The sequence below is a fragment of the Paraburkholderia sediminicola genome (assembly GCF_902859805.1).
Lineage (GTDB): Bacteria > Pseudomonadota > Gammaproteobacteria > Burkholderiales > Burkholderiaceae > Paraburkholderia > Paraburkholderia sediminicola.
In genome coordinates, this window is record NZ_CADIKC010000009.1 from 383,123 (window position 1) to 403,063 (window position 19,941).

21 protein-coding genes and 1 tRNA gene are annotated in these 19,941 nt (G+C 63.0%); 10 read left to right on the plus strand and 12 right to left on the minus strand.

Translation table 11 applies throughout. From position 1 onward, the window contains the following. Positions 1-13: 13 nt before the first annotated feature. Both R8871_RS28765 and R8871_RS28770 read right to left on the minus strand, forming a co-directional pair. Positions 14-949, minus strand: a complete 936-nt coding sequence (locus R8871_RS28765) for a hypothetical protein (protein ID WP_175053509.1) — start codon at positions 947-949, stop codon at positions 14-16. Between the two features lie 4 nt (positions 950-953). Further along, on the minus strand, positions 954-2,504 hold the full coding sequence (locus R8871_RS28770) for an MBOAT family O-acyltransferase (RefSeq protein ID WP_175053510.1): 1,551 nt from the start codon (positions 2,502-2,504) through the stop codon (positions 954-956). A gap of 242 nt (positions 2,505-2,746) precedes the next feature. Between R8871_RS28770 and R8871_RS28775 the strand changes: the two genes are divergently transcribed. The 7 genes from R8871_RS28775 (at position 2,747) to lepB (ending at position 10,993) form a co-directional block, all read left to right on the plus strand. After that, the gene (locus R8871_RS28775) at positions 2,747-4,636 is read left to right on the plus strand and encodes an alpha/beta hydrolase family protein (RefSeq protein WP_175053511.1); all 1,890 of its coding nucleotides are present in this window, start codon (positions 2,747-2,749) and stop codon (positions 4,634-4,636) included. After that, on the plus strand, positions 4,633-5,472 hold the full coding sequence (locus R8871_RS28780) for a class I SAM-dependent methyltransferase (protein ID WP_175053512.1): 840 nt from the start codon (positions 4,633-4,635) through the stop codon (positions 5,470-5,472). The genes R8871_RS28775 and R8871_RS28780 overlap by 4 nt, the downstream gene beginning before the upstream one ends. Positions 5,473-5,566: 94 nt before the next feature. Next, the gene (locus R8871_RS28785; protein WP_175053513.1) at positions 5,567-7,189 is read left to right on the plus strand and encodes a mannose-1-phosphate guanylyltransferase/mannose-6-phosphate isomerase; all 1,623 of its coding nucleotides are present in this window, start codon (positions 5,567-5,569) and stop codon (positions 7,187-7,189) included. Positions 7,190-7,289: 100 nt separating this feature from the next. Then, a complete protein-coding gene (locus tag R8871_RS28790) occupies positions 7,290-7,868 on the plus strand; it encodes a flavin reductase family protein (protein ID WP_246287817.1) in 579 nt (192 codons plus the stop codon). A gap of 436 nt (positions 7,869-8,304) precedes the next feature. After that, entirely contained in the window at positions 8,305-9,021 is a 717-nt protein-coding gene (locus R8871_RS28795) for a FadR/GntR family transcriptional regulator (protein ID WP_175053514.1), read from the plus strand. Positions 9,022-9,179: 158 nt separating this feature from the next. Beyond that, a complete protein-coding gene (locus R8871_RS28800; RefSeq protein WP_175053515.1) occupies positions 9,180-10,178 on the plus strand; it encodes a Gfo/Idh/MocA family protein in 999 nt (332 codons plus the stop codon). A gap of 116 nt (positions 10,179-10,294) precedes the next feature. Further along, the gene (gene lepB, locus R8871_RS28805) at positions 10,295-10,993 is read left to right on the plus strand and encodes a signal peptidase I (RefSeq protein ID WP_175053516.1); all 699 of its coding nucleotides are present in this window, start codon (positions 10,295-10,297) and stop codon (positions 10,991-10,993) included. A gap of 27 nt (positions 10,994-11,020) precedes the next feature. Here the strand turns inward: lepB and R8871_RS28810 are convergent, their stop codons facing one another. From R8871_RS28810 to R8871_RS28840, 7 genes are all read right to left on the minus strand, one after another. After that, positions 11,021-11,680: an amino acid ABC transporter permease gene (locus R8871_RS28810; RefSeq protein WP_054034600.1), complete on the minus strand. Its 660-nt coding sequence runs from the start codon at positions 11,678-11,680 to the stop codon at positions 11,021-11,023. 107 nt (positions 11,681-11,787) lie between these two features. Next, positions 11,788-12,582 carry a cystine ABC transporter substrate-binding protein gene (locus R8871_RS28815; RefSeq protein ID WP_093632562.1) on the minus strand — a complete coding sequence of 265 codons (795 nt, stop codon included), beginning with the start codon at positions 12,580-12,582 and terminating at the stop codon, positions 11,788-11,790. A 118-nt stretch (positions 12,583-12,700) separates the two neighbouring features. Next, positions 12,701-13,678 (minus strand): quinone-dependent dihydroorotate dehydrogenase, encoded by a 978-nt coding sequence (locus tag R8871_RS28820; protein WP_246287819.1) that lies wholly within the window; start codon positions 13,676-13,678, stop codon positions 12,701-12,703. Positions 13,679-13,865: 187 nt separating this feature from the next. Further along, positions 13,866-14,687, minus strand: a complete 822-nt coding sequence (locus tag R8871_RS28825) for an arginyltransferase (RefSeq protein ID WP_175053518.1) — start codon at positions 14,685-14,687, stop codon at positions 13,866-13,868. A 119-nt stretch (positions 14,688-14,806) separates the two neighbouring features. Continuing rightward, on the minus strand, positions 14,807-15,544 hold the full coding sequence (gene aat, locus R8871_RS28830; RefSeq protein WP_054034598.1) for a leucyl/phenylalanyl-tRNA--protein transferase: 738 nt from the start codon (positions 15,542-15,544) through the stop codon (positions 14,807-14,809). A 9-nt stretch (positions 15,545-15,553) separates the two neighbouring features. Next, on the minus strand, positions 15,554-16,099 hold the full coding sequence (locus tag R8871_RS28835; protein ID WP_175053519.1) for an NUDIX hydrolase: 546 nt from the start codon (positions 16,097-16,099) through the stop codon (positions 15,554-15,556). A 321-nt stretch (positions 16,100-16,420) separates the two neighbouring features. Then, a tRNA-Met gene (locus R8871_RS28840) sits at positions 16,421-16,497 on the minus strand. 270 nt (positions 16,498-16,767) lie between these two features. On the opposite strand from R8871_RS28840, the gene R8871_RS28845 reads away from it, so the two are divergent. Continuing rightward, a complete protein-coding gene (locus tag R8871_RS28845) occupies positions 16,768-17,265 on the plus strand; it encodes a heme-degrading domain-containing protein (protein WP_154561343.1) in 498 nt (165 codons plus the stop codon). 10 nt (positions 17,266-17,275) lie between these two features. Then, entirely contained in the window at positions 17,276-17,608 is a 333-nt protein-coding gene (locus tag R8871_RS28850) for a DMT family transporter (RefSeq protein ID WP_407673224.1), read from the plus strand. 14 nt (positions 17,609-17,622) lie between these two features. Here the strand turns inward: R8871_RS28850 and R8871_RS28855 are convergent, their stop codons facing one another. After that, positions 17,623-18,006 (minus strand): hypothetical protein, encoded by a 384-nt coding sequence (locus tag R8871_RS28855; RefSeq protein WP_097393603.1) that lies wholly within the window; start codon positions 18,004-18,006, stop codon positions 17,623-17,625. Positions 18,007-18,069: 63 nt separating this feature from the next. Further along, entirely contained in the window at positions 18,070-18,261 is a 192-nt protein-coding gene (locus R8871_RS28860) for a hypothetical protein (RefSeq protein WP_175053520.1), read from the minus strand. Between the two features lie 264 nt (positions 18,262-18,525). On the opposite strand from R8871_RS28860, the gene R8871_RS28865 reads away from it, so the two are divergent. Beyond that, a complete protein-coding gene (locus tag R8871_RS28865) occupies positions 18,526-18,810 on the plus strand; it encodes a DUF1488 family protein (RefSeq protein ID WP_054034595.1) in 285 nt (94 codons plus the stop codon). Between the two features lie 73 nt (positions 18,811-18,883). On the opposite strand, the gene R8871_RS28870 is transcribed toward R8871_RS28865, so the two are convergent. Next, a complete protein-coding gene (locus R8871_RS28870) occupies positions 18,884-19,894 on the minus strand; it encodes an NAD-dependent epimerase/dehydratase family protein (RefSeq protein ID WP_175053521.1) in 1,011 nt (336 codons plus the stop codon). Between the last annotated feature and the right edge of the window lie 47 nt (positions 19,895-19,941).

Consider the following 19,941-nt stretch of genomic DNA (forward strand, 5'->3'; position numbering starts at 1 on the left):
CTCGAGGGGGGCTTCAGGCCGCTGTCACAGGCAGCGAACGGACGAACCAGCGCGTAAAAGTTTCTGCGCCGCAGCGGTTCAGATGCAGGTAGTCGACGAACGAGGTGTCGGCAAGCGCCAGTTCCGTCTGTCCGTAGACGAATTCAATGCCGTGCGTCTGGGCGAATTTTTCGATCGGTTGCCAGAACGTCTTCAGTGTCGTGCCGAATTGCGCGCGTGCGACCGCCTGGACTGGTGTCGAGACGATGATGAAGCGCGCGCCGTCCTGCCTGATCTGCCCGGCAAGCTGGGCAAGGGCGGCATACGCGGCCGGACGCAGGTTGGAGATCGGATGGGTGCGGTACCCATAGACGCGTTCGTCGGTGAGATCGTGTTTGGCGCATGACAGCAGCACGGATCCGCCGTGATCGAAGTCGAGCGAATCGACGTTGCCGGGATGGTCCCGGTCATGCCATCCGGCCGTGACGCGGCGCGTGTAGTAGTACAGATCCGGCGACTGGATATAGGGTTCGAGTTGCGCACCGGACAGATAGCGTTCGAACGCATGCCAGTCGATGTCCTTTTCCCAGTGATCTTCGAAATCCACGTAGGTCGTCGCGAGAATCACCGTGCGGAATTTGCAGCGTTGCGACAGATGCGTGTAGAACGTCGGCAGATCTTCGATGTTCAGCCCCCACGAGGCGGCGTTGATGACGCTCGAGGCCTTCAGGCTGCGCGCCAGTTGCTGGCCGTCCATGTCGTTCAGGGCAACCGACGAACCGATCACCAGCACATCGCAATTCGTCGGTGTGAGCCGTTCGCGCAACCATGCGCTCTTTTCGTTGAACGCTTCGCTTGCGGAGATGCGTGGGGCAGGAATGCGCACGCCTGCCGCAAACGACGCGACGATCGCTGCCACGAAGAGCACGATCGGAACGCAGAAACCGGTGAAGAAGGTGCGGGCGTTCATGATTTTAGAATTGGAAGTAGAGAAATTCGGCTTTACGGGCGAGAAACAGCAGGCAGAAGATGAACGTCACTCCGCAACTGAGTCCACTTGCCAGCACGAGCGAGCGCGCCGGACGAGCCGGCAGCGTGCCGCCGGGTTGCGCGAGACGCGCGACGATCTGCTGCGAGTTCGGGCAGCCCCAGACGATGGCCGCGCTCGCGACCAGCAACAGCACACATTTCTTGGCTTCGGCGATGCCGTAGGGCTTCAGCGCGCGCCACGGTTCATCGAATTGCAGGAGCGAGGCGTAGTGTCCGCTGAGCTTTGCGACGAACGGCTGGAGTTGCGCGGGCAACGTGATGCCATGCAAACCGGTCATGCCGGCGAGCACACCGAAGGCCGCATGAAACGATGGCGCACGGAAGAACACCCACGCGACCATGACGGCGAGACACGTAAGGACCGTGCTCAGCACGCGATAGTGTGTGCGCGTTTCCCACCGAACCAGCGTCTTTCCCATGGCAAAACGCCACGCGTGGTTGACGCACAGGAACAGGCCGTGCAGACCGCCCCAGATCACGAAGGTCCAGTTCGCGCCGTGCCACAGACCGCCGAGCAGCATCGTGATCATCAGGTTCAGGTAGCGGTGCGTGGCGCCGTCGCGGTTGCCGCCGAGCGGAATGTACAGGTAATCGCGCAGGAAACGCGACAGCGTCATATGCCAGCGCCGCCAGAATTCGACAATATTGGTCGATTTGTACGGCGAATTGAAATTGAGCGGCAACACGATGTTAAACATGCGCGAAATGCCGATCGCCATGTCCGTGTAGCCGGAAAAATCGAAGTAAAGCTGAAACGTGTAGGCGAGCGCACCGGTCCAGGCGGCGAGCAGATTCAGCGGGACGCCATGGTGAGCCGCATCGAAAACCGGCGATACGTAGGGGCTCAGGTTGTCGGCGAGCAGGATTTTCTTGGCCAGCCCGATCGTCAGGAACAGCACACCGGTGGCGACATTGGCGGGCACGATCCGGTAGCAGTCACGACTGGCGAACTGCGGCATCATTTCCTTGTGATGCAGCACCGGTCCGGCGATCAGATGCGGAAAATACGTGACGAATAGCGAGTAGTGGACGAAGTTGAATTCGGTCGCGATGCCGCGATATGCATCGACGAGAAACGCAATCTGCGTGAACGTGAAGAACGAGATGCCTAGCGGCAACACGATATCCAGCGTGCTGAGATGCGCCCCCAACGCCTGGTCGACAGAGGCGATGAAGAAGTTGCTGTACTTGTAGAGCGCCAGCACGCCGAGGTTGCACGCGATGGCCAGCGCAAGCAGTCGCTTGCCGCCCGGAGTCTGGTGGCGTCGCGACAGTTCGCGACCGGCCAGATAGTTGCCGCTGATCGAAAGCATCAGGAGCAGGACGAAATGCGGATTCCACCAGCCGTAGAAGAACAGCGACGCGAGCGCCAGCCAGCCGGCGGCGAGTAAGCGGCTGTAACGCCCGATCGCAAAGAAAACGACCAGAACGATCGGAAGGAAGGCGAAAAGAAATTCGAAGCTGTTGAAGAGCATGCTCGACTCGCACCCGGTGACTGGGCCACCGCTCGCAGCACGGTGGACGATGGCCCAGATGGTGCGCCAGGACAGGCTTTGAATGTGTGCGCGTGCGTACAGATTAGCGCGGCCCGCGGGGGTTTAATGAGCCTCGTGCACGGTGACACGGGTTGCGTGATCGCCGGCAACGCTAAAAGAAGAAGCCGGTCCGCGCTCAGGCGAGTGCGGGTGTCAGGCCTGGCCATCTGCGAGGGTAGGCAATGAAACCTGTCGTCTTTGACGACTGCTTTGGCTGGCTGCATCCTGCGCCGGGCCGGAGCGGCGTCGTGCTGTGCAATCCGTTTGGATACGATGCGCTGTGTACGCATCGTGGCTGGCGTAAGCTCGCCGAGCGAATTGCCGCGGCGGGCATGCCGGTATTGCGTTTCGACTATCCGGGCGCCGGCGATTCGGCGGGTGTGGAAGACGATCCGCAGCGCCTGAACGCGTGGCTCGATAGCATCGTTGCCGCCGCCGGACGGCTGCGCGGATGGACTGGTGTGACGCGCGTCTCGCTGGTCGGTCTGCGGTTTGGCGCGACGCTGGCGGCGCTGGCGGCCGAACGGATCGGCGACATCGATAACATCGTCTTGCTGGCGCCACCGATTCTTGGACGCAACTATCTGCGTGAGCTGCGCGCGCATCGGCAAAGCTGGCTCAGCACGCCTGCTGGCATGAACGCCGACGCGATCGCCGACCCTGATAACTATGTCGAAGCGTTCGGCTTCGGACTATACGGCGACGATATCGCCCAGATCGGCGCGCTCGATCTGCGACGCGATACGGCGAAGCCCGCCCGCCGCGTACTCCTGCTCGATTCGAGCGACCGCAACCGCGCGCAGGCGTTGGCCGAACACTATGTTGCCAATGGTGTGACGGTGGAGCGTCAAAGCTTCGACGAGTGCGACCGGTTTGTGGTCGAGGCGCTGTATAGCGAGGAACCGGTCGAAGCGTTTTCGCGTGTCACTGCGTGGCTCGCTGAAGAGCTGCCGGCCGAACATGCAAACGCCAGTGCGGACACGGACGCGTCGGCCCCGGGCGATCCTGAACCACCCGAACTCGCGCTCGCACCGTACAACGCCGTCGAGCGGCCCGTGGTGTTCGGAAAATACTTTGGCGTCTATTGCGAACCCATTGCGCCGCGCGCCGATACACCCGCGATGTTGTTCTTCAACACCGGCGCGAGTCATCACATTGGCGACGGCCGCATCTTCGTGCTGTTCGCGAGACGTCTGGCGGCGCTTGGCATCGCGTCGCTGCGCATGGACCTGGGCGGCCTCGGTGACGCAGTGCCGGCCGCCACTGCCATCACCCTCGACACGATCTATTCCGACACTTCCTGCAATGACGCGGGCGCCGGCGCCGACTGGCTAGTTGCGCAAGGCCACGCTCGCATCGTCACGTTCGGCGTGTGCGGAGGCGCGTTTGTCGGGCTGCATGCGTGCGCGCGTCATCCAAACATCGTCGGCGGTTTTGGCGTGAATCTGCAGAAATTCATCTGGGACGGCGCGGCGCGCGAGCCGGGCGCCCATCAGTTCGCGTCGTCGAAGGTCTATTGGCGTTCGGCGCTGACGCGCGAGAAATGGTTGCGCGCGCTGCGCGGTCAAAGCCATCCGTTGCGTATTGCGAGCGTACTCGGAAAGAGAGTTGCGCGATCTTGCTGGCTAGCCGCGACCAGCCGGATCGAACGCCTTACCGGCTGGCCGCTCACCACCAACGAAGTGCGCGATATCGTGCGCACGCTTCACGCCAAAGGGGTGCATTTGCGGCTCGCCTACGGCGAGTTCGACGTTGGGCTCGACGAGGCGCGCGTGCAGTTCGGCGCGCGGCTAGGCGAATTGCAGCGCTATTCGCGCGTGCGCGCCGTCACGTTGCCGAAGCTCGATCACGCGCTTTTCACGCGCCCCGCGCGGGAAGCGGCGATGGCCGATGCCGAGCGGTGGCTGTTTTCAGAGGTGATCCAGGCGGGAGTTCCTGCTCGCGCTGTAGTCGATACCACCGGCGCAACGACGCCGGCGCTTTTCCAGAGTCAGTCGGCCAACTCGCCGACTGGCGTAACAACGAGTTCCCCGCCCCCGGCACACCCATACCTCGACGGAGTACGTCCGTGAATACACAGTCACTGTCCGAATTGGACCGTATCAACCGCACGGCATGGAATTCGCCGGATGCGACGCGCGAATTCACCATTGAAAAGACGTTCTCCGATAAAGGCGAGCAGGCCGCGCTCGATTGGCTGAGGCCGCGTTGCGCGGGTCTGCCTTTGTTGGATATCGGCATCGGCACGGGCCGCACGATTCCGTTGATGACCTCGCTTTCGAGCGACTACACCGGCGTCGACTACACGCCCAAGCTGCTGGAAATGGCGAAGTCGCGCTATCCCGAACTGGACTTGCGGCATATGGATGCGCGCGACATGTCCGCGCTGCCGTCCGGGCATTACGGGCTGGTGGAGTTCAGCTGGAACGGTATTGACTGCGTCGACTACGACGACCGCGTGAAGATTCTCAACGAGATGTACCGCGTGTTGCGGCCCGGCGGTTTCGTGCTGTTCTCATCGCATAACCGCGGCGGTCCTGGCTATGACGAGAACATCTGGCAGTTGCTGCCGGAATTTACCTTCAACCCAATCAAGCTCGGCTGGCGCACGCTGCGCTCGTTGCGGCGCTTTCAGCTCGGCACGTTGAACTATATGCGCAACATACGGCTGAATCGCGACTATGGCGGCTACGCGCTGAAGACCGCGGCGGCGCACAACTTCGGCATTGTGATCGTTTATACGACGCTCGCCGAACAGCGCCGGCAACTCGCCGAGGTCGGCTTTCAGCGCGATGTTGTGTTTGGCAGTTGCGATGGCGACCTGATCGCCGACGACGTGGAAACGAGCAACGCGTGGTGGTTTCATTTCATCGCGCACAAACCGTTTGCCGCGCGCAGTTTCGATTGACCGCCTTTGATCGGGCGAAGGCGGTGCGCTACGCGCATCGCACACATTAAAAGTACTAACAAACAGACCAGATTGAACATAACGGGAAGCGGACATGAATCGCATCGTTGAACCTGGCAATCCGATTGCGTCGGCTACGGGTGTCACCGGAAAGACCACGCGTCTGTGCGTCCAGCCGGTGATTCTCGCGGGTGGATCCGGCACGCGGCTATGGCCGTTGTCGCGCGAACGCAATCCGAAACAATTGATCGGCCTGATGGGCGACGAATCGCTGCTCGAAGCGACATTGCGCCGGATCTACCTGGCGTTCGCCACCGCGGGGCGCGACGCGGCGGCGGCTGAGAGGCCGAGTGGGCGGCCGACTGAGAGGCCAACCGCGGGCACGCTGAGCATGGCCGCGCCGCTCGTGGTGTGCTGCGAGGATCTTCGTCTGCAAACCCTGGAACGGCTCGAAAAGTGCGCCCGGCCGGTGCGGATGGTGCTCGAGCCGGTACCGCGCAATACCGCACCGGCGTTGACTGTCGCGGCGTTGGCCGCGCGCGCGGCAGCCGCGGCCGGCGACGATCCGATCATCGTCGCGTTGCCGGCGGACCATCTGATTGCCGATCATGCGGCGTTCGGCGCGGCGCTTGTAGAAGCGGTCTCCCATGCCGGGCGTGGCGCGATCGTGACACTCGGTGTGCCGCCGCAGCGCGCGGAAACCGGTTACGGCTATATCCGCACGGGTACGCCGCTCGGCGCGCACGGAGCGCGTGCGATCGAACGCTTCGTCGAGAAGCCGGATGCGGAACTCGCCGCACGCTATGTTGCCTCCGGTGAGTACTGGTGGAACAGCGGCATGTTCGTGGTACGCGCCTCGGTGTGGCTCGCGGCCATCGAGCTATGCCGGCCCGCGATCGCGGCGGCTTGCACGGCGGCTTTCGAGCATGCCGCCGTAGATGGCGACGGCACGCTGCATCTGGCGCGTGAAGCCTTCGCTGTCTGTCCTTCCGACTCGATCGACTACGCCGTAATGGAGCGCGTCGCGACCGACGCGCGCCTCGTCGGCGTCGCGGTGCCTTTGGTCGCGGGCTGGTCGGACGTGGGCGCCTGGGATTCGGTCTGGGAAGCGTCCGATAAGGACGCGTGCGGCAACGTTGCGCGTGGCCGCGTGATGTTCGAGGACTCGACCGACAGTTTCGCGCATTCCGAAGGACGCCTTGTGGCGTGTGTCGGCGTGAGCGGCGTGGTGGTGGTCGAGACCGCCGATGCGGTGCTGGTTGCCGCCAAAGATCGCGTACAGGACGTCAAGGCGATCGTCAGCCGCCTGAAGGCGGAGCACGGCACGGAGGCGCAGGAGCATCGCAAGGTCGGCCGGCCGTGGGGCTTTTATGACTCGCTCGAACGCGGGGAGCGCTTCCAGGTGAAGCGCATTGTCGTCAAGCCGGGCGGGCGTTTGTCGCTGCAGATGCATCACCATCGCGCGGAACACTGGATCGTGGTGCGTGGCACCGCGCGCGTCACACGCGGCGACGAGTGCTTCCTGCTCTCGGAGAATCAGTCGACGTATATTCCGCTCGGCGTCACGCACCGGCTCGAAAATCCGGGCAAGACGCCGCTTGAAATGATCGAGGTGCAATCAGGCGGCTATCTCGGCGAAGACGACATCGTGCGCTTCGACGATCAATACGGCCGTGATCAGGAGAGCGGCCATGCAGGCACGGGTACTTCACACTGACGCGCCGCAGGCGGCGCGTGCCACGACGTTGCAGGAGCCTGTGGCGGGCAGCGCAGGCGGCGCAACCGGTTCAGGTACAACCTGTCCGGGCACGGCCGCCATGATCGCGGCGGGCTCAAACGCAGCGGACCAGAACGTGGCGAGCTTCGACGAGCGCCGTTTCCGCCATGCGCTGGGGCGTTTCGCGACCGGCGTCGTGGTGATTTCGACCGGCAGTGGCGACGGGATGCACGCGATGACCGCCAATGCCTTCATGTCGGGTTCGCTCAAACCGCCGTTGATCGTAGTGTCGGTCGGGCATCGCGCGCGCATGCACGAGCGTCTGATGAACAGCGCGCGGTTCGGTGTGAGCGTGTTGTCCGACGCCCAGGAACCCCATAGCCGCCACTTCGCCGGTGAGCCGCAAGGCCGGCTTGCGCCTCGCTTCGCGCCGGTGGACGGCTTGCCGGACGTGGTGCTGCTCGAACACGCTGCGGCCCGCTTCGCGGCACGCATGGTGGACCGGCATCCGTGCGGCGACCACACGCTTTTTGTTGGCGAAGTGCTGGTGTTCTCGCTCGACGAACACGCGCCGCTGATCTTTTTCGGCGGGCGCTATGCGTCGGTGGCCAAGCCGTTGGAGGCGCCGGTGACGCCGGCCGCAACGCCGGTCACGATCAGCCCGCTGCTGAAGCGGTGAGCGCCGGTTTTCCTTTCAATTCGCCAGCGTTCTCCGCTCGCGTTTTCCATCCGCATTTTCCACCGTCAACCACCAACGACGCCCGGCACCTGAAACGCCGCGTCGTTGCGCCAGTGTTTTCACGCCTGTCCATAACCGCCCAGGCCGTGTCGATCAGACAATTCGATTCGCTACGTGCGTCTTCGCACTATGCAAATTTTGCAACGCAGGCACGCTTGAGACGCAAGCTTATGGCCCGTCAAAACATGCGGCGTTACACGAACGAAACAATTCTTCAGAGGGATAACCCTCTCAGGAAGTTTCCCAACTGGCGCAACCGTTTCGAAGCTAGCAACGTATCGTAAAAGAACAACCAGACCTATATAAAACGACACATGAGGGCTGCTTGATCAACAGGCTACGCGGGGGCAAACACCGCTTCGGGGAGAGTATCAAAATGGAACAGGCAAACAAGGATCGATCGCTGGTCAGCAAAGTCATGGATGGACTCGTGACCGGCATCGTCGAAGAGAAGTACGGCGCCATCCTGCCACCGCAGGATGTGCTGTCCAAGGAGTTCGACGTCAGCCGCACCGTCATGCGCGAGGCGCTGTCGATGCTGCTCGCGCGCGACATGCTGGACGTGCGGCCGAAGATCGGCACGCGCATCCGGCCGATGAGCGATTGGCGAATGATCGACGAAGACGTCGTGAACTGGCGTTTTCGCGCGAAGCCGGATCCGCTGTTTCTGCGCGACGTGATCGAGTTCCGCATCCTGATCGAACCGCGCGCCTCGGCGCAGGCGGCCGCGCGGGGCAGTGCGGCCGACATCGCGGCGATTCGCGAGGCCTTCGACGCGTTCCGCGTGATCCGGCCGGGCGAGGCCGGCTATCAGGCCGCCGACGAACTGTTCCATGCGCGCATCGTGGTGGCGAGCGGCAATCAGTTCTTCAAGCAGATGGCGGCCATCATTCGCGGCGCGCTGTCGACGGTCAACCCGATCGTCAATCAGAAGGAAGGGCTGTGGGAGAAGGCCGTGAGCACGCATCAGCGCGTGGTCGAAGCGATTGAGCGGCGCGATCCGAAGGAAGCCGAAATTGCCTCGCTGGCGATGATCGACTACACCGCGGAAGAGATCGGCAGCAACTTTACGTCTGAACCCCCGGTGCGCTGAGCGCGGCCGCTACGGCGGCAACCGGGGTGCTTGCCTGCAGGGACTTTGCATGACGAACGGCGCGGCAGCATGCCTGCGCATGCGCGCGCGGCCTGTGTCACTTGAGTTACTTGAGTCACAATAGCGCCTGTTCTGAACTGCACGGACCCGAAGGAACGATGACAATTGCAACGCAGGAAGCCCCCGCGGGCGGCATGGTTCGCTGGGGGATCGTCGGGACGGGCCGCATTGCCCGTCGCTTCGCTCTTGGACTCACTCATGTGCCGCAGGCGTCGCTGAGCGCGCTGTGGTCACGCCGCGTTGAACCGGCCATGGCCTTCTCCGCGGAATTCGGCGGCGAGGTGTGCGCGAGTTTCGACGCGCTGCTCGCAAGCGGTATCGACGCGCTATATATCGCCACCGTCCAGGACAGTCACGCCGATTACGCGATCGCCGCGCTTAAAGCCGGTCTGCACGTGCTGTGCGAAAAACCTGCCACCATCAACAAGCCGCAACTCGAGCGTGTACTCGAGGTCGCGCGCGTCGAGCAACGGCTTTTCATGGAAGCCATGAAGCCGCCGTTTTATCCGCTCTACAGAAAGTTGCGCGCGCATCTGGATGCCGAGCCGATCGGCGAGGTGGGGCTCGTGCGCGCCGGCTGCTCGGTGCCGGGCGTGCCGGACGATCATCCGTCCCTGTCGTTCGAGCATGCGGGCGGCGCGCTGCTCGATATCGGCGTCTACGAGATGTTTCTCGCGGTCGACTGGCTCGGTGCGCCGCGCGAGGTACAGACGCTCGGGCGTCTCGGCTCGACCGGCGTCGATACGTTCGCGAGCCTGAACAGCCAGCATGAACGCGGCATCTCCCAGCTGTTCTGCGGGCTCGATCTTCACGGCAAGGGCGACGCTTTGCTGATGGCCACGAACGGCCATGTCACGATTCATGAACCCTGGTGGAATCCGGCACGCGCGACGATCCGCTATGGCGATGGTCGTGTGGTCGAGCTCGACGAGCCGTTCGAAGGCGGTGGTCTGAACTACGAGACCGCGCATTTCTGCGAGCTGATTCGAGCGGGGCAGATTGAGAGCCCGCTGATGCCGCACAGCAAGTCGCTGCAGATGATCGAGATGGCCGATGCGGCGCGCGCCGCGTTGGGGCTCAAGTTCGCGGGGGAGTGAGCGTCCGTTGCCGCGTTGCTTCGCGCGGCGGTGGTACGATTTGCAAGGGCGCGCGGACTCGAAAAAAGGGCCGCGTGCCCACAGCTTTCGATCACCTTCCATTGGAGCCGCCTGCGATGCGCATGCTTGGAAAACTGTGGCGCGACAACAAGAGCCTCGTCGCCTTTCTGTTCCTGATGGTGCTGTTCCGCAGCGCCGTGGCCGACTGGAATGTCGTGCCGAGCGGCTCGATGTTGCCGACGATTCGCGAAGGCGACCGGATTTTCGTCGACAAGATGGCCTACGATCTGCGCGTGCCGCTCACCCACATCACGATCGCGCATCTGCACGATCCGCAGCGCGGCGACATCGTTACGATCGATTCTTCGGCCGCGCATGAATTGATCGTCAAGCGTCTGATCGGCTTGCCCGGCGACAGCGTCGCGATGCGCGACAACGTGCTGTATGTGAACGGCGTACGCGCTGATTATCAGCCGCTGAAACTCAAGCCGCTGCCCGGTGATGCGGCATCTCCCGGCGACTATCTGACCGAACGCTTCGACGGCGTGACGCACACGGTGCGGCTGGCGCCTGACGCGCCGAGTCCGCGTAATTCGTTCGGCCCGGTGGTCGTGCCGCAAGGCGAGTATCTGATGCTCGGCGACAATCGCGACGACAGCGCCGATTCGCGTTACTTCGGCTTCTTTCCGCGCAAGGAACTGATGGGCCGCACGCGCCATGTCGCGTATTCGCTCGACCCGGATCACTACTACAAACCGCGCTTCGAGCGCTTCGGCGCGCCGCTGGATACGGCGTCGCTAGCCGCCGGCCGGTAGGCCGCACGGCGGCGTAATCAGTTCAGTTCAGTGACGTGACGGCAGCGCCAGGCGCTTTTCGTACCAGTGCTGCACCCACTCGAGCACCTGGCACAGCACCCAGTAGACCGCGGCTGCCGCGAGGTACAGCGGCAGCGGCTGATAGGTCGATGCGATGATTTCCTGCGCGCTGCGCAGCAGCTCGGTCACGGTGATCACCGACACCAGCGACGTGTCCTTGATCAGGCTGATCAAACTGTTCGACAGACTTGGCACGGCGATGCGCAGGGCCTGCGGCGCGATCACGTAGCGCAGCGTCTGGCGTCGCGAGAGCCCGAGACTATAGGCGGCCAGCCACTGGCCGTTGGGAATGCCGAGAATCGCACCGCGCATGCTTTCCGACAGATACGCCGCCACGTTCGCCGACAACGCGATCACGCCCGCGGGCGTGGGGTCGAGCGAAATACCGAGACTCGGCAGCCCGTAATAGATCACGAAGATCTGCACCAGCAGCGGCGTACCGCGGAACACGCTCACATAAACGCGCGCGATCCAGTTCAGCGCGCGGTTGTGGCTGACGCCCATCACCGCGAGCACGGCGCCGGCAATCAGGCCGAAGATCATCGACAGAACCGCGAACTTGACCGTCAGGACGGCGCCCTGTGCGAGCACAGGAAGCGATTGGACGAGCAGGGAAGTGGTGGACATGAGCGGTGGGTAAGGTTGGCGCGCAAGCTGCGCATGGGCGCACATGATAGACAAAAGCGAAGGGCGGCATCGCCGACGATGCCGCCCTTCGTTTCATCCGGCGTGCGTTACTTGATCGGCTTGCTGACGTCGATGCCGAACCACTTGTCCGAAATCTTCGAGAACGTGCCGTCCGCTTCGAGCTGGGTCATTGCGTCGTCGATCGCCTTGGCGAACTTCGGATTGCCCTTCCTGAACGGAATGCCCGACGGGTTACCCGCGCCGACCGTTGCGCCCGTGCGCAGCGGCAACTGCGAGTTCTTCATCAGATACGCGAGCATCAGGCGGTCGTTCAGCGCCGCATCCAGACGGCCGGAGGCCAGATCGCGCAGGTACTCAGGCGCGCCCGGATACGTCTTCACGTCGATGCCCGGCACCGACTTCGCCATGTCCATGTAATTCGTGCCCAGACCGACGCCGAGCTTCTTGCCCTTCAGATCGTCGAGCGATTTGAACTGGCGCGTGTCGTCCTTACGCTGGATCAGTTGTGCGGCCGAGTACGTGTACGCCGGCGAGAAGTCGAGTGCCTGCTTGCGTGCATCGGTGATACCGACCTGATTCACGATCACGTCGAACTTGTTCGCCTGCAGACCGGCGATGATGCCGCTCCACTCGGTCGTGACGAATTCCGGCTTAACGCCGAGCTTGGCGGCAACGGCTTTGGCGATGTCGACGTCGTACCCGACCAGTTCGCCCGACGGCGCTTTCGAATTGAACGGGGGGAAGGTGCCTTCCAGACCGATGCGCAACGTGCCGCGTTGCTTGACCTGGTCGAGCAGGTCGTCCGCGTGGGCGGTGACGGCAGTAAACGACGCGCCGATCAGGCCGGCGACGAGCATCTTTTTCAGCAAGCCAAATTTCATCGAGTTCCTTTTTGTTCGTCTGGCGTTTTAACAGACGAAAGCATAACAAAGCAGACTATCGAAACCTAAATACCGTTTGTTTATGTCTATATTACGGGCGCGAACCGGGGCCGGCGGCTTAGCGCAGCGCCTGCGCGCATTCGGCCACCAGCGCGGGTCCGCGATAGATGAAGCCGGTATAGAGCTGCACCAGCGAAGCGCCGGCCGCGAGCTTGGCGCGCGCGTCTTCGCCCGAGAAGATCCCGCCTACGCCGATGATCGGCACCGTTTCGCCGACTTCGGCGCGCAGCTTGCGGATCACTTCGTTCGACGCGTCGAACACGGGCTTGCCCGACAGGCCACCGGCTTCGTCGCCGTATTGCATGCCTGTGACGGCGGTGCGCGACAGCGTGGTGTTGGTGGCGATCACGCCTTCGAACTTGTGGCGCAACAGCGTATCGGCGATCGACTTGATCTGTTCGTCGTCGAGATCCGGCGCGATTTTCAGGGCGAGCGGCACCAGCTTGCCGTGCATGTCGGCCAGACGCTGCTGCTTGTCCTTGAGCGCCGCGAGCAGCGCGTCGAGTTCGCCCGCGCCTTGCAACTGGCGCAGATTCTTCGTATTCGGCGACGAGATGTTGACCGTGACGTAGCTCGCGAACGGGTACACGCGTTCGAGGCAGTAGAGATAGTCTTCGGCGGCGCGCTCGATCGGCGTGTCGGCGTTCTTGCCGATGTTCAGCCCGAGAATGCCGCGATAGCGCGCGGCCTGCACGTTCTTGACGAACTGGTCGACGCCCGCGTTGTTGAAGCCCATCCGGTTGATCACGGCATTCGCCTCGGGCAGGCGGAACATGCGCGGGCGCGGATTGCCCGGCTGCGCGCGCGGCGTGACCGTGCCTACTTCGATGAAACCGAAGCCGAGCGCCGCCAGACCGTCGATGCACGCGCCATCCTTGTCGAGGCCCGCGGCGAGCCCGACCGGGTTTCTGAACGTCAGTCCCATCACGGTGCGTGGCGAATCCGGCACGCGTGGCGCGAGCGCGCTTGCAAGGCCGGTGCGGCCCGCGGCGCCGAGCGCGCGCAAAGTCAGGTGGTGAGCGTCTTCCGCGTCCATGCGAAAGAGTTGGGCGCGTACGAGCGGGTAGAGGGAACTGAACACGGGACGAAGCCGGGCGGCCGGAAAATGGGAACCCGCCATTTTACCGGCTTTGCGGCGTTAATGAGACTAACTGGCTGGGACCGTTGCGGCCAGGCTTTGGCTGCCTACCGTCTGGTCACCTTATGGCGAGACCAAGGTCCAATTAAGGCCGCAGTGGCCCGCGCCTGCCCTGAATCGCCAGATCGACCGGCGGCAGATCCACGCTGGTTGGATCGAGCACCTTCCAGACACCGTCGATCAAACCTTCGAGCGGCCGGAAATTCGCCTTGTACGCCATTTTCGGGCTCTCGCGAATCCAGTAGCCGAGGTAGACGTACGGCAGCTTGAGGCTCCTGGCCTGCTCGATCTGCCAGTAGATGTTGTAAGTGCCGAAGCTGGTGTGCGGCAGGCCCGGTTCGAAGAACGTGTACACCGACGAGAGCCCGTCGCCGAGGATGTCGATCATGCTGATCATGCGCAGAATGCCCGGCGCTGACGGATGGTCCGGCAGCGGCTCGCGGAACTCGACCAGCCGCGAGTTGATCCGGCTCTGCAACAGGAACTGTTCGTACTGGTCGCGGCTGTCGCGGTCCATGCCGCCGCCGGCGTGCCGTGCCGACTGATAGCGCATATAGAGCGCGTAGTGCTCTTCGTCGTAGTGCAGCGGGGCGACCGTTGCGATCAGCTCGCCATGCTTCTTCCAGACCCGGCGTTGTGTGCGGTTCGCCTCGAAAAGATCGACCGGTACGCGCACCGGCACGCAGGCGCGGCAGCCGTCGCAATACGGGCGGTAGGTGAACACGCCCGAACGACGGAAGCCGGCTTTGACGAGGTCGGTATAGACGTCGGAGTTGATCAGATGACTGGGTGTGGCGACTTGTGAACGCGCGATGCGTCCATCCAGATAACTGCAGGGATAGGGCGCCGTTGCATAAAATTGCAGCGCCGAAAGCGGAGAAAGAGGCAGCTCGTTGGGATGAGTCACGTTGGCAGCTCTCGTCGAAGCGTCTCTGGTATTGCAAACCCGGCGCCTTGCGGTTTGAAACCCGCGGCTCGTGATCCGCGGCTCGGTAGGCGACGGATCCGGATTCGGCCTGATTCTTCCTACGCCGCCGGCGCGACGACATCGCGCAAGACGGTCTTGTCGAAACGCCACGGAATCGGCGGTGCGTCGACAGACGCGCGAACATGCGCGATGAACGCTTTGCGCGCTATCTCGCGACCGCCCAGCGACGCCAGATGCGACGTGTTCTGCTGGCAGTCTATCATTTCTATTTCGTGACAGCGCAAGTGTCCGACAAGCGCGGCCAGCGCCATTTTCGACGCATCGGTGACCTCCGCGAACATCGATTCGCCGAAGAACATCCGGCCGAACGACACGCCGTATAAACCGCCTACGCGCTTGCCTTCGAACCAGGTCTCGATGCTGTGCGCATCGCCCACCCGGTGCAGCGACGAATACGCTTCGACCACGTCCGCGGTGATCCACGTGCCGCGCTGACCGCGCCGGGGCGCCTGCGCACAGGCGCGCATCACGGCGGCGAAATCATGATCGACACGGATTTCCCACGCGTCCTCGCGCAGCACGCGCTTGAGCGTTTTACGCAATGACGGCGAGAGCTTGAACTCGGCGGGGCGCAGGATCATGCGCGGATCAGGACTCCACCACAAGACCGGCTGGCCGTCCGAATACCAGGGGAAAATGCCGCGCCGATAGGCGTCGATCAGGCGCGACGGCAGCAGGTCGCCGCTGGCGGCGAGCAGGCCGGGTGCGCCGCTTGCCGCGCCGAGCGCGCGCTCGACGGAGGGAAACGGATCGTCAGGTCCGAGCCAGGGAACCATGCGCGCCGCTCAGCCTTCGCGCAGCGAGCGGAAGATGTCGCCCGTATGCAGGCCGTAACTGCCGGCGGCGCGGTCGGCGAAAAAGAAGCGCAAGGTCTGGCCGACGGTGGGAAAGGCGATCTCGTCCCACGGAATCTCGTGTTCCTCGAAGAGCTTCACTTCGAGGCTTTCCTCTCCGGCTTCGATGTCGAGGTCGAGCAGGCGCGCCATGTAGAACAGGTGCACCTGATGCACGTGCGGCACGTTCAGCAGCGAGAACAGGCTCTGCACCTCGACGCGCGCGCCGGCTTCTTCCAGCGTTTCGCGCGAAGCCGCTTCGGCGGTGGTTTCACCTATTTCCATGAAGCCTGCCGGCAGCGTCCAGTAACCGTAGCGCGGTTCGATCGCGCGACGGCACAGCAGCACTTTGTCGTCCCAGACCGGGACGGTGCCGACCACGTTGCGCGGATTCTGATAATGCACCGTGCCGCAACTTCCACACACGAAGCGCTCCCGGTTGTCACCCGGCGGAATGCTCAGGCTGACGCCGTGGCCGCAGACAGAACAGAATTTCATAGGAAGGGGACGAGAAAGGGTGATGGGAGTTTATCACTGGGGCGAGCTTTCCCGGCAGCGGGTCATGGCGGTGTGGGCCAGTCGGTGGGAGGCGGGGAGATTTCGCCGATCAGGCGCCCGTCGACGCGACGGTATTGCGAATACCGTAGAGGAAAAATGCGGATATGTTTGGAGTCCGGATCAACGAGTGCGAAGCACGAGCGGGAGTCTGGGTGCGTGCAATCTCGAAGTGGAAAACGGGAGGCAGAAAACAAAAAAGGCCTGCCGGTTGGGCAAGCCTTTGAAGTTTTTTCGACGTCTTCGAACCAGTTTAGTGCTACTTGGTTGCGGGGGTAGGATTTGAACCTACGACCTTCGGGTTATGAGCCCGACGAGCTGCCAGACTGCTCCACCCCGCGTCCGTCGAAGAAAAGATTATAGAACAAAGCAGAGGCCAACGCAATAGCTAGTTAAGAACCGGCTTCGATAGGCGCCGCTTATGTATCGCTACGGGCGAACTTCAAAGCGGAATGCCAAAACGCAGCAACCTCCAAAGTCGCGGCATGCATTGCCGGCGTCGTATGCCGGAAGGCCCGCGTTGCACGCTGCGCTAGAATCCAGGTTCTCTTCGCGCGCCGGATTGCATGTGCAACGGCCTGCGCTTCACTTCTTACCTTGTTCAGAACTCCATGGATATCGCTCACGACCTACAGGTGATTGCCGCTCAGGAACAAGCGCTGGTGTTCCCGCAGTTCGATGCCGACCGCGCATGGCAGATCGGCGCCTATCTGCACGAGGTCGCGAAAGCACGCGGCATTGCAGCGGCCATCGACGTGCGCACCTTCGGTCAACCGCTGTTCTTCAGCTTGCTCGAGGGCGCGACGCCGGACAACGTCGACTGGGCGCGTCGCAAGGGCAACACGGTCGCGCATTTCCGGCGCAGTTCGTATGCGATTGGTTTGAAGATGCAACAGGCGGGCAGCACGCTCGCCGACAAGCACGGCTTGCCGGTCACGGAATATGCGTCGCATGGCGGCGCGTTTCCTTTGACGGTGGCGGGTGCCGGTGTGATCGGCTCGATCACGGTGTCCGGTCTGCCGCAACGCGCCGATCATGAACTGGTGGTGGAAGCGCTGTGCGCGCACCTCGGCCACGACTACAGCAAGCTCGCGCTTGCAAAGGCCTGAGGCGATGCGGATGCCTCCTTATGCATTGCTCGCCATTGCGATCGTTGCTGAAGTCATCGCGACCTCCGCCATGCGGGCCTCGGAAGGTTTTTCGCGGCTGGTGCCCGCAGCGGTTGTGGTGATCGGCTACGGCATCGCGTTCTATTGCCTGTCGCTCACGCTAAAGACCATTCCCGTGGGTATCGTCTACGCAGTGTGGTCAGGCGCCGGCATCGTGCTGATTACGCTGGTCGCGGTCGTGATGTACCGGCAGGTGCCGGATGTGCCGGCCATCATCGGGCTCGGGCTGATCATTGCCGGGGTCGCCGTGCTCAACATGTTTTCGAAGATGCAGGCGCACTGAGCGCCCACTGAGCGTTACTTGCAGCGCACGATCATCGAACGGTTTTTCACGTTAGCCGAGACGACGTTCGTGACGCTGCCGCCCGCGGCGCCGCCTTCGTCGTTGTCTTTCGACACGATGTCGTAGCCGGTCGCGCCACATGCCTTGCCGGCCTGCACGTAGCAGGAGGCCCAACTGGACGCGGCGTCAGCGCCGCTACAGTTCACCGCAAAGCCGGTCTGGCCGTTCGGCAGATTGATCAGCGAGGTGGTGTTCGACGATGCGCAGCCGGCGAGGCCCGCGCCGAGCAGCACGGCGGCGGGCAGGGCGGCAGACAGGGACGCCCTGCGGACTAAAGCAAGCGCGGCGCTGCTGGGTCGGAAGCGGCCGGAGCGGCGCAGTTGCGTCATGAAATGCATCGTGATGTTTCCTTTCAAATAGGTATCGAGACTCGCCACGCACACCGGAGTGCGCCCACAAGGTTAAGGCGTTTCGATCGTGATGCCTGCCGCGCTGACCATTTGGCGGCTTTCCGAGCCGCTTTCGGTCGCTGCGTCTTCCCAGATGCTGATGGCTTTCGGAATGTCGATGCCATGGCTTTCGGCGTAAGCAAACCAGCTGTTTGCCGCATCAGGTTCAGGCAGTTCGTGGTTCTGCAGAAAATATTTTCCCATACTGTGCTCGTTGACTTCGAAATGACGTCATTGCGTCAGCACGGATCGTGCCGGTGAACCCTTTCGACAGAGGTAGTCGGGACAAGTGCAATCCGGTGTGTCGATTTGCCTTCATAGCTTACGGGTATGGGGCACGACGCTGACCGGGCGGCCGCTGAAGGGTGGACCGCGGTCCAGCCGCGCGAGTACCATATCGGGCATATCCGGGGGCGGCCGGTTCTCCCCGGTGTCCATTTCCTGCCGGATCCTTCTGATGAGGCGACCATGGAAATTCGGTTTCCCGCGGACGCGCCCGCTTACCGCGACTCCAATCTGACGGTGGTCTTTCGCGCGCTCGTGGACGGCGAACCGGTGCCGTGCGCGATTTCAGTCGAGGCGCTCGAAGACCACTTCGGCGCGTACACCGAGGATCTCGAAGGCTGGATGCGCGCGTTCGACGCCGGGCGTCCGCGTATCGAGGCGGTCGCGCGTGAGCATTTACAGATCAGCAATGGCACGCCTGTCCTGCTCAAGAGCGGCCACTTTCCGCCCGGCAACGTGGCGGGCTGATCCGGTTCGTTCGCACACCCACGAATCACGTGTTTCAAACCCGCTCGCTTGCGAAAACCGTCCACATCGGCAATCAGGCGGTTTTCGCGGTGTCCCGGTGCGTATCCGTACTCGCCGATGCCGCTGCGCGCGCGGCGTCGAACGCATGCCGGATACCGTCTTTGTACGAGGTTTTGGCGATCGGGCCGATCAACTGTGTCAGTGCCGAGTCGTCGAGCACAACCGGCTCGGTCATCAGATAGTTCATCTCCACCAGTTCCCGCATCAGCGGATTGAAGAGGCCGAGCACGCGTAGCAGCGTCTTGCCGGCGACCATCAGCTTCGGCTCGCGGCCCGCTAGCGCATAGGCCTGTCTCGCCACTTCGCGCTGTGTGATCGTGCCCGTGCCGGCCAGATGCCACCAGCGGCCGTACGCTTCGGGCGTACGTGTGAGTTTCTCGACCACCGGACCGATATCCGGCAGGTAGATGAATTCGTGCTGCACATCCACCGGTCCGATCACCTGCGCGCGCTTGCCGTGTGCCGCGCCCTCGAATATGCCGTTGATCAGACTGCGCTCGATGCCGGGACCGTAGAAGTCCGGCAGGCGCAGCAGGAGCGTCGACAAACTGGTCGACCCGCTCGCGCGCCCATGTGCCGCCAGCACCAGTTTTTCCTGTTCGAGCCGCATCTTGCCTTTGAACGTATGGGGCTCACGCGGATGATTTTCGCTAATCGGATTGCCGCGCGCGCGGCCGTACGGATACACGGTGCCGATCAGAATGAAGCGTTCGACGCCTGCCGCCGTCACGCCCTCGAGCGTTTTTTGCATGAGCGGCGGATGCGAGGCGAACTGATCGTAGGGCACGCCCACCAGATAGATCACCGTCTGCAAGCCGGACGCCGCGGCGCTGATCGAGGCCGGGTCGTCCGGATTCCACGTGACGATTTCCGCATGCGGGTCGTGGCCGAAGGCCGCCTCGAGCGGCGCGCGCGAGCGGCCGACTACCCGGTAATCCCGGCCCGCCGCGCTCAGCGCCGCCCCAATGATTTGACCGGCAGCGCCCGCAGCACCGAATAAACCCACTTTCCCTGTAGCTTGCATGAACGACTCCTGAAGACGGCGCCGTATCGCGCCTGGGTGAGCTTGTT

Excerpts from the sequence above, each read along its gene's own strand:
- R8871_RS28800 (WP_175053515.1), top strand. The coding sequence starts at position 9,180 with ATGACAATTGCAACGCAGGAAGCCCCCGCGGGCGGCATGGTTCGCTGG.
- aat (WP_054034598.1), bottom strand. The coding sequence starts at position 15,544 with ATGGTTCCCTGGCTCGGACCTGACGATCCGTTTCCCTCCGTCGAGCGC.
- R8871_RS28810 (WP_054034600.1), bottom strand. The coding sequence starts at position 11,680 with ATGTCCACCACTTCCCTGCTCGTCCAATCGCTTCCTGTGCTCGCACAG.
- R8871_RS28785 (WP_175053513.1), top strand. The coding sequence starts at position 5,567 with ATGAATCGCATCGTTGAACCTGGCAATCCGATTGCGTCGGCTACGGGT.
- R8871_RS28865 (WP_054034595.1), top strand. The coding sequence starts at position 18,526 with ATGGAAATTCGGTTTCCCGCGGACGCGCCCGCTTACCGCGACTCCAAT.
- lepB (WP_175053516.1), top strand. The coding sequence starts at position 10,295 with ATGCGCATGCTTGGAAAACTGTGGCGCGACAACAAGAGCCTCGTCGCC.
- R8871_RS28850 (WP_407673224.1), top strand. The coding sequence starts at position 17,276 with ATGCCTCCTTATGCATTGCTCGCCATTGCGATCGTTGCTGAAGTCATC.
- R8871_RS28860 (WP_175053520.1), bottom strand. The coding sequence starts at position 18,261 with ATGGGAAAATATTTTCTGCAGAACCACGAACTGCCTGAACCTGATGCG.
- R8871_RS28775 (WP_175053511.1), top strand. The coding sequence starts at position 2,747 with ATGAAACCTGTCGTCTTTGACGACTGCTTTGGCTGGCTGCATCCTGCG.
- R8871_RS28835 (WP_175053519.1), bottom strand. The coding sequence starts at position 16,099 with ATGAAATTCTGTTCTGTCTGCGGCCACGGCGTCAGCCTGAGCATTCCG.
- R8871_RS28820 (WP_246287819.1), bottom strand. The coding sequence starts at position 13,678 with ATGGACGCGGAAGACGCTCACCACCTGACTTTGCGCGCGCTCGGCGCC.
- R8871_RS28855 (WP_097393603.1), bottom strand. The coding sequence starts at position 18,006 with ATGCATTTCATGACGCAACTGCGCCGCTCCGGCCGCTTCCGACCCAGC.
- R8871_RS28815 (WP_093632562.1), bottom strand. The coding sequence starts at position 12,582 with ATGAAATTTGGCTTGCTGAAAAAGATGCTCGTCGCCGGCCTGATCGGC.
- R8871_RS28795 (WP_175053514.1), top strand. The coding sequence starts at position 8,305 with ATGGAACAGGCAAACAAGGATCGATCGCTGGTCAGCAAAGTCATGGAT.
- R8871_RS28845 (WP_154561343.1), top strand. The coding sequence starts at position 16,768 with ATGGATATCGCTCACGACCTACAGGTGATTGCCGCTCAGGAACAAGCG.
- R8871_RS28770 (WP_175053510.1), bottom strand. The coding sequence starts at position 2,504 with ATGCTCTTCAACAGCTTCGAATTTCTTTTCGCCTTCCTTCCGATCGTT.
- R8871_RS28765 (WP_175053509.1), bottom strand. The coding sequence starts at position 949 with ATGAACGCCCGCACCTTCTTCACCGGTTTCTGCGTTCCGATCGTGCTC.
- R8871_RS28870 (WP_175053521.1), bottom strand. The coding sequence starts at position 19,894 with ATGCAAGCTACAGGGAAAGTGGGTTTATTCGGTGCTGCGGGCGCTGCC.
- R8871_RS28790 (WP_246287817.1), top strand. The coding sequence starts at position 7,290 with ATGATCGCGGCGGGCTCAAACGCAGCGGACCAGAACGTGGCGAGCTTC.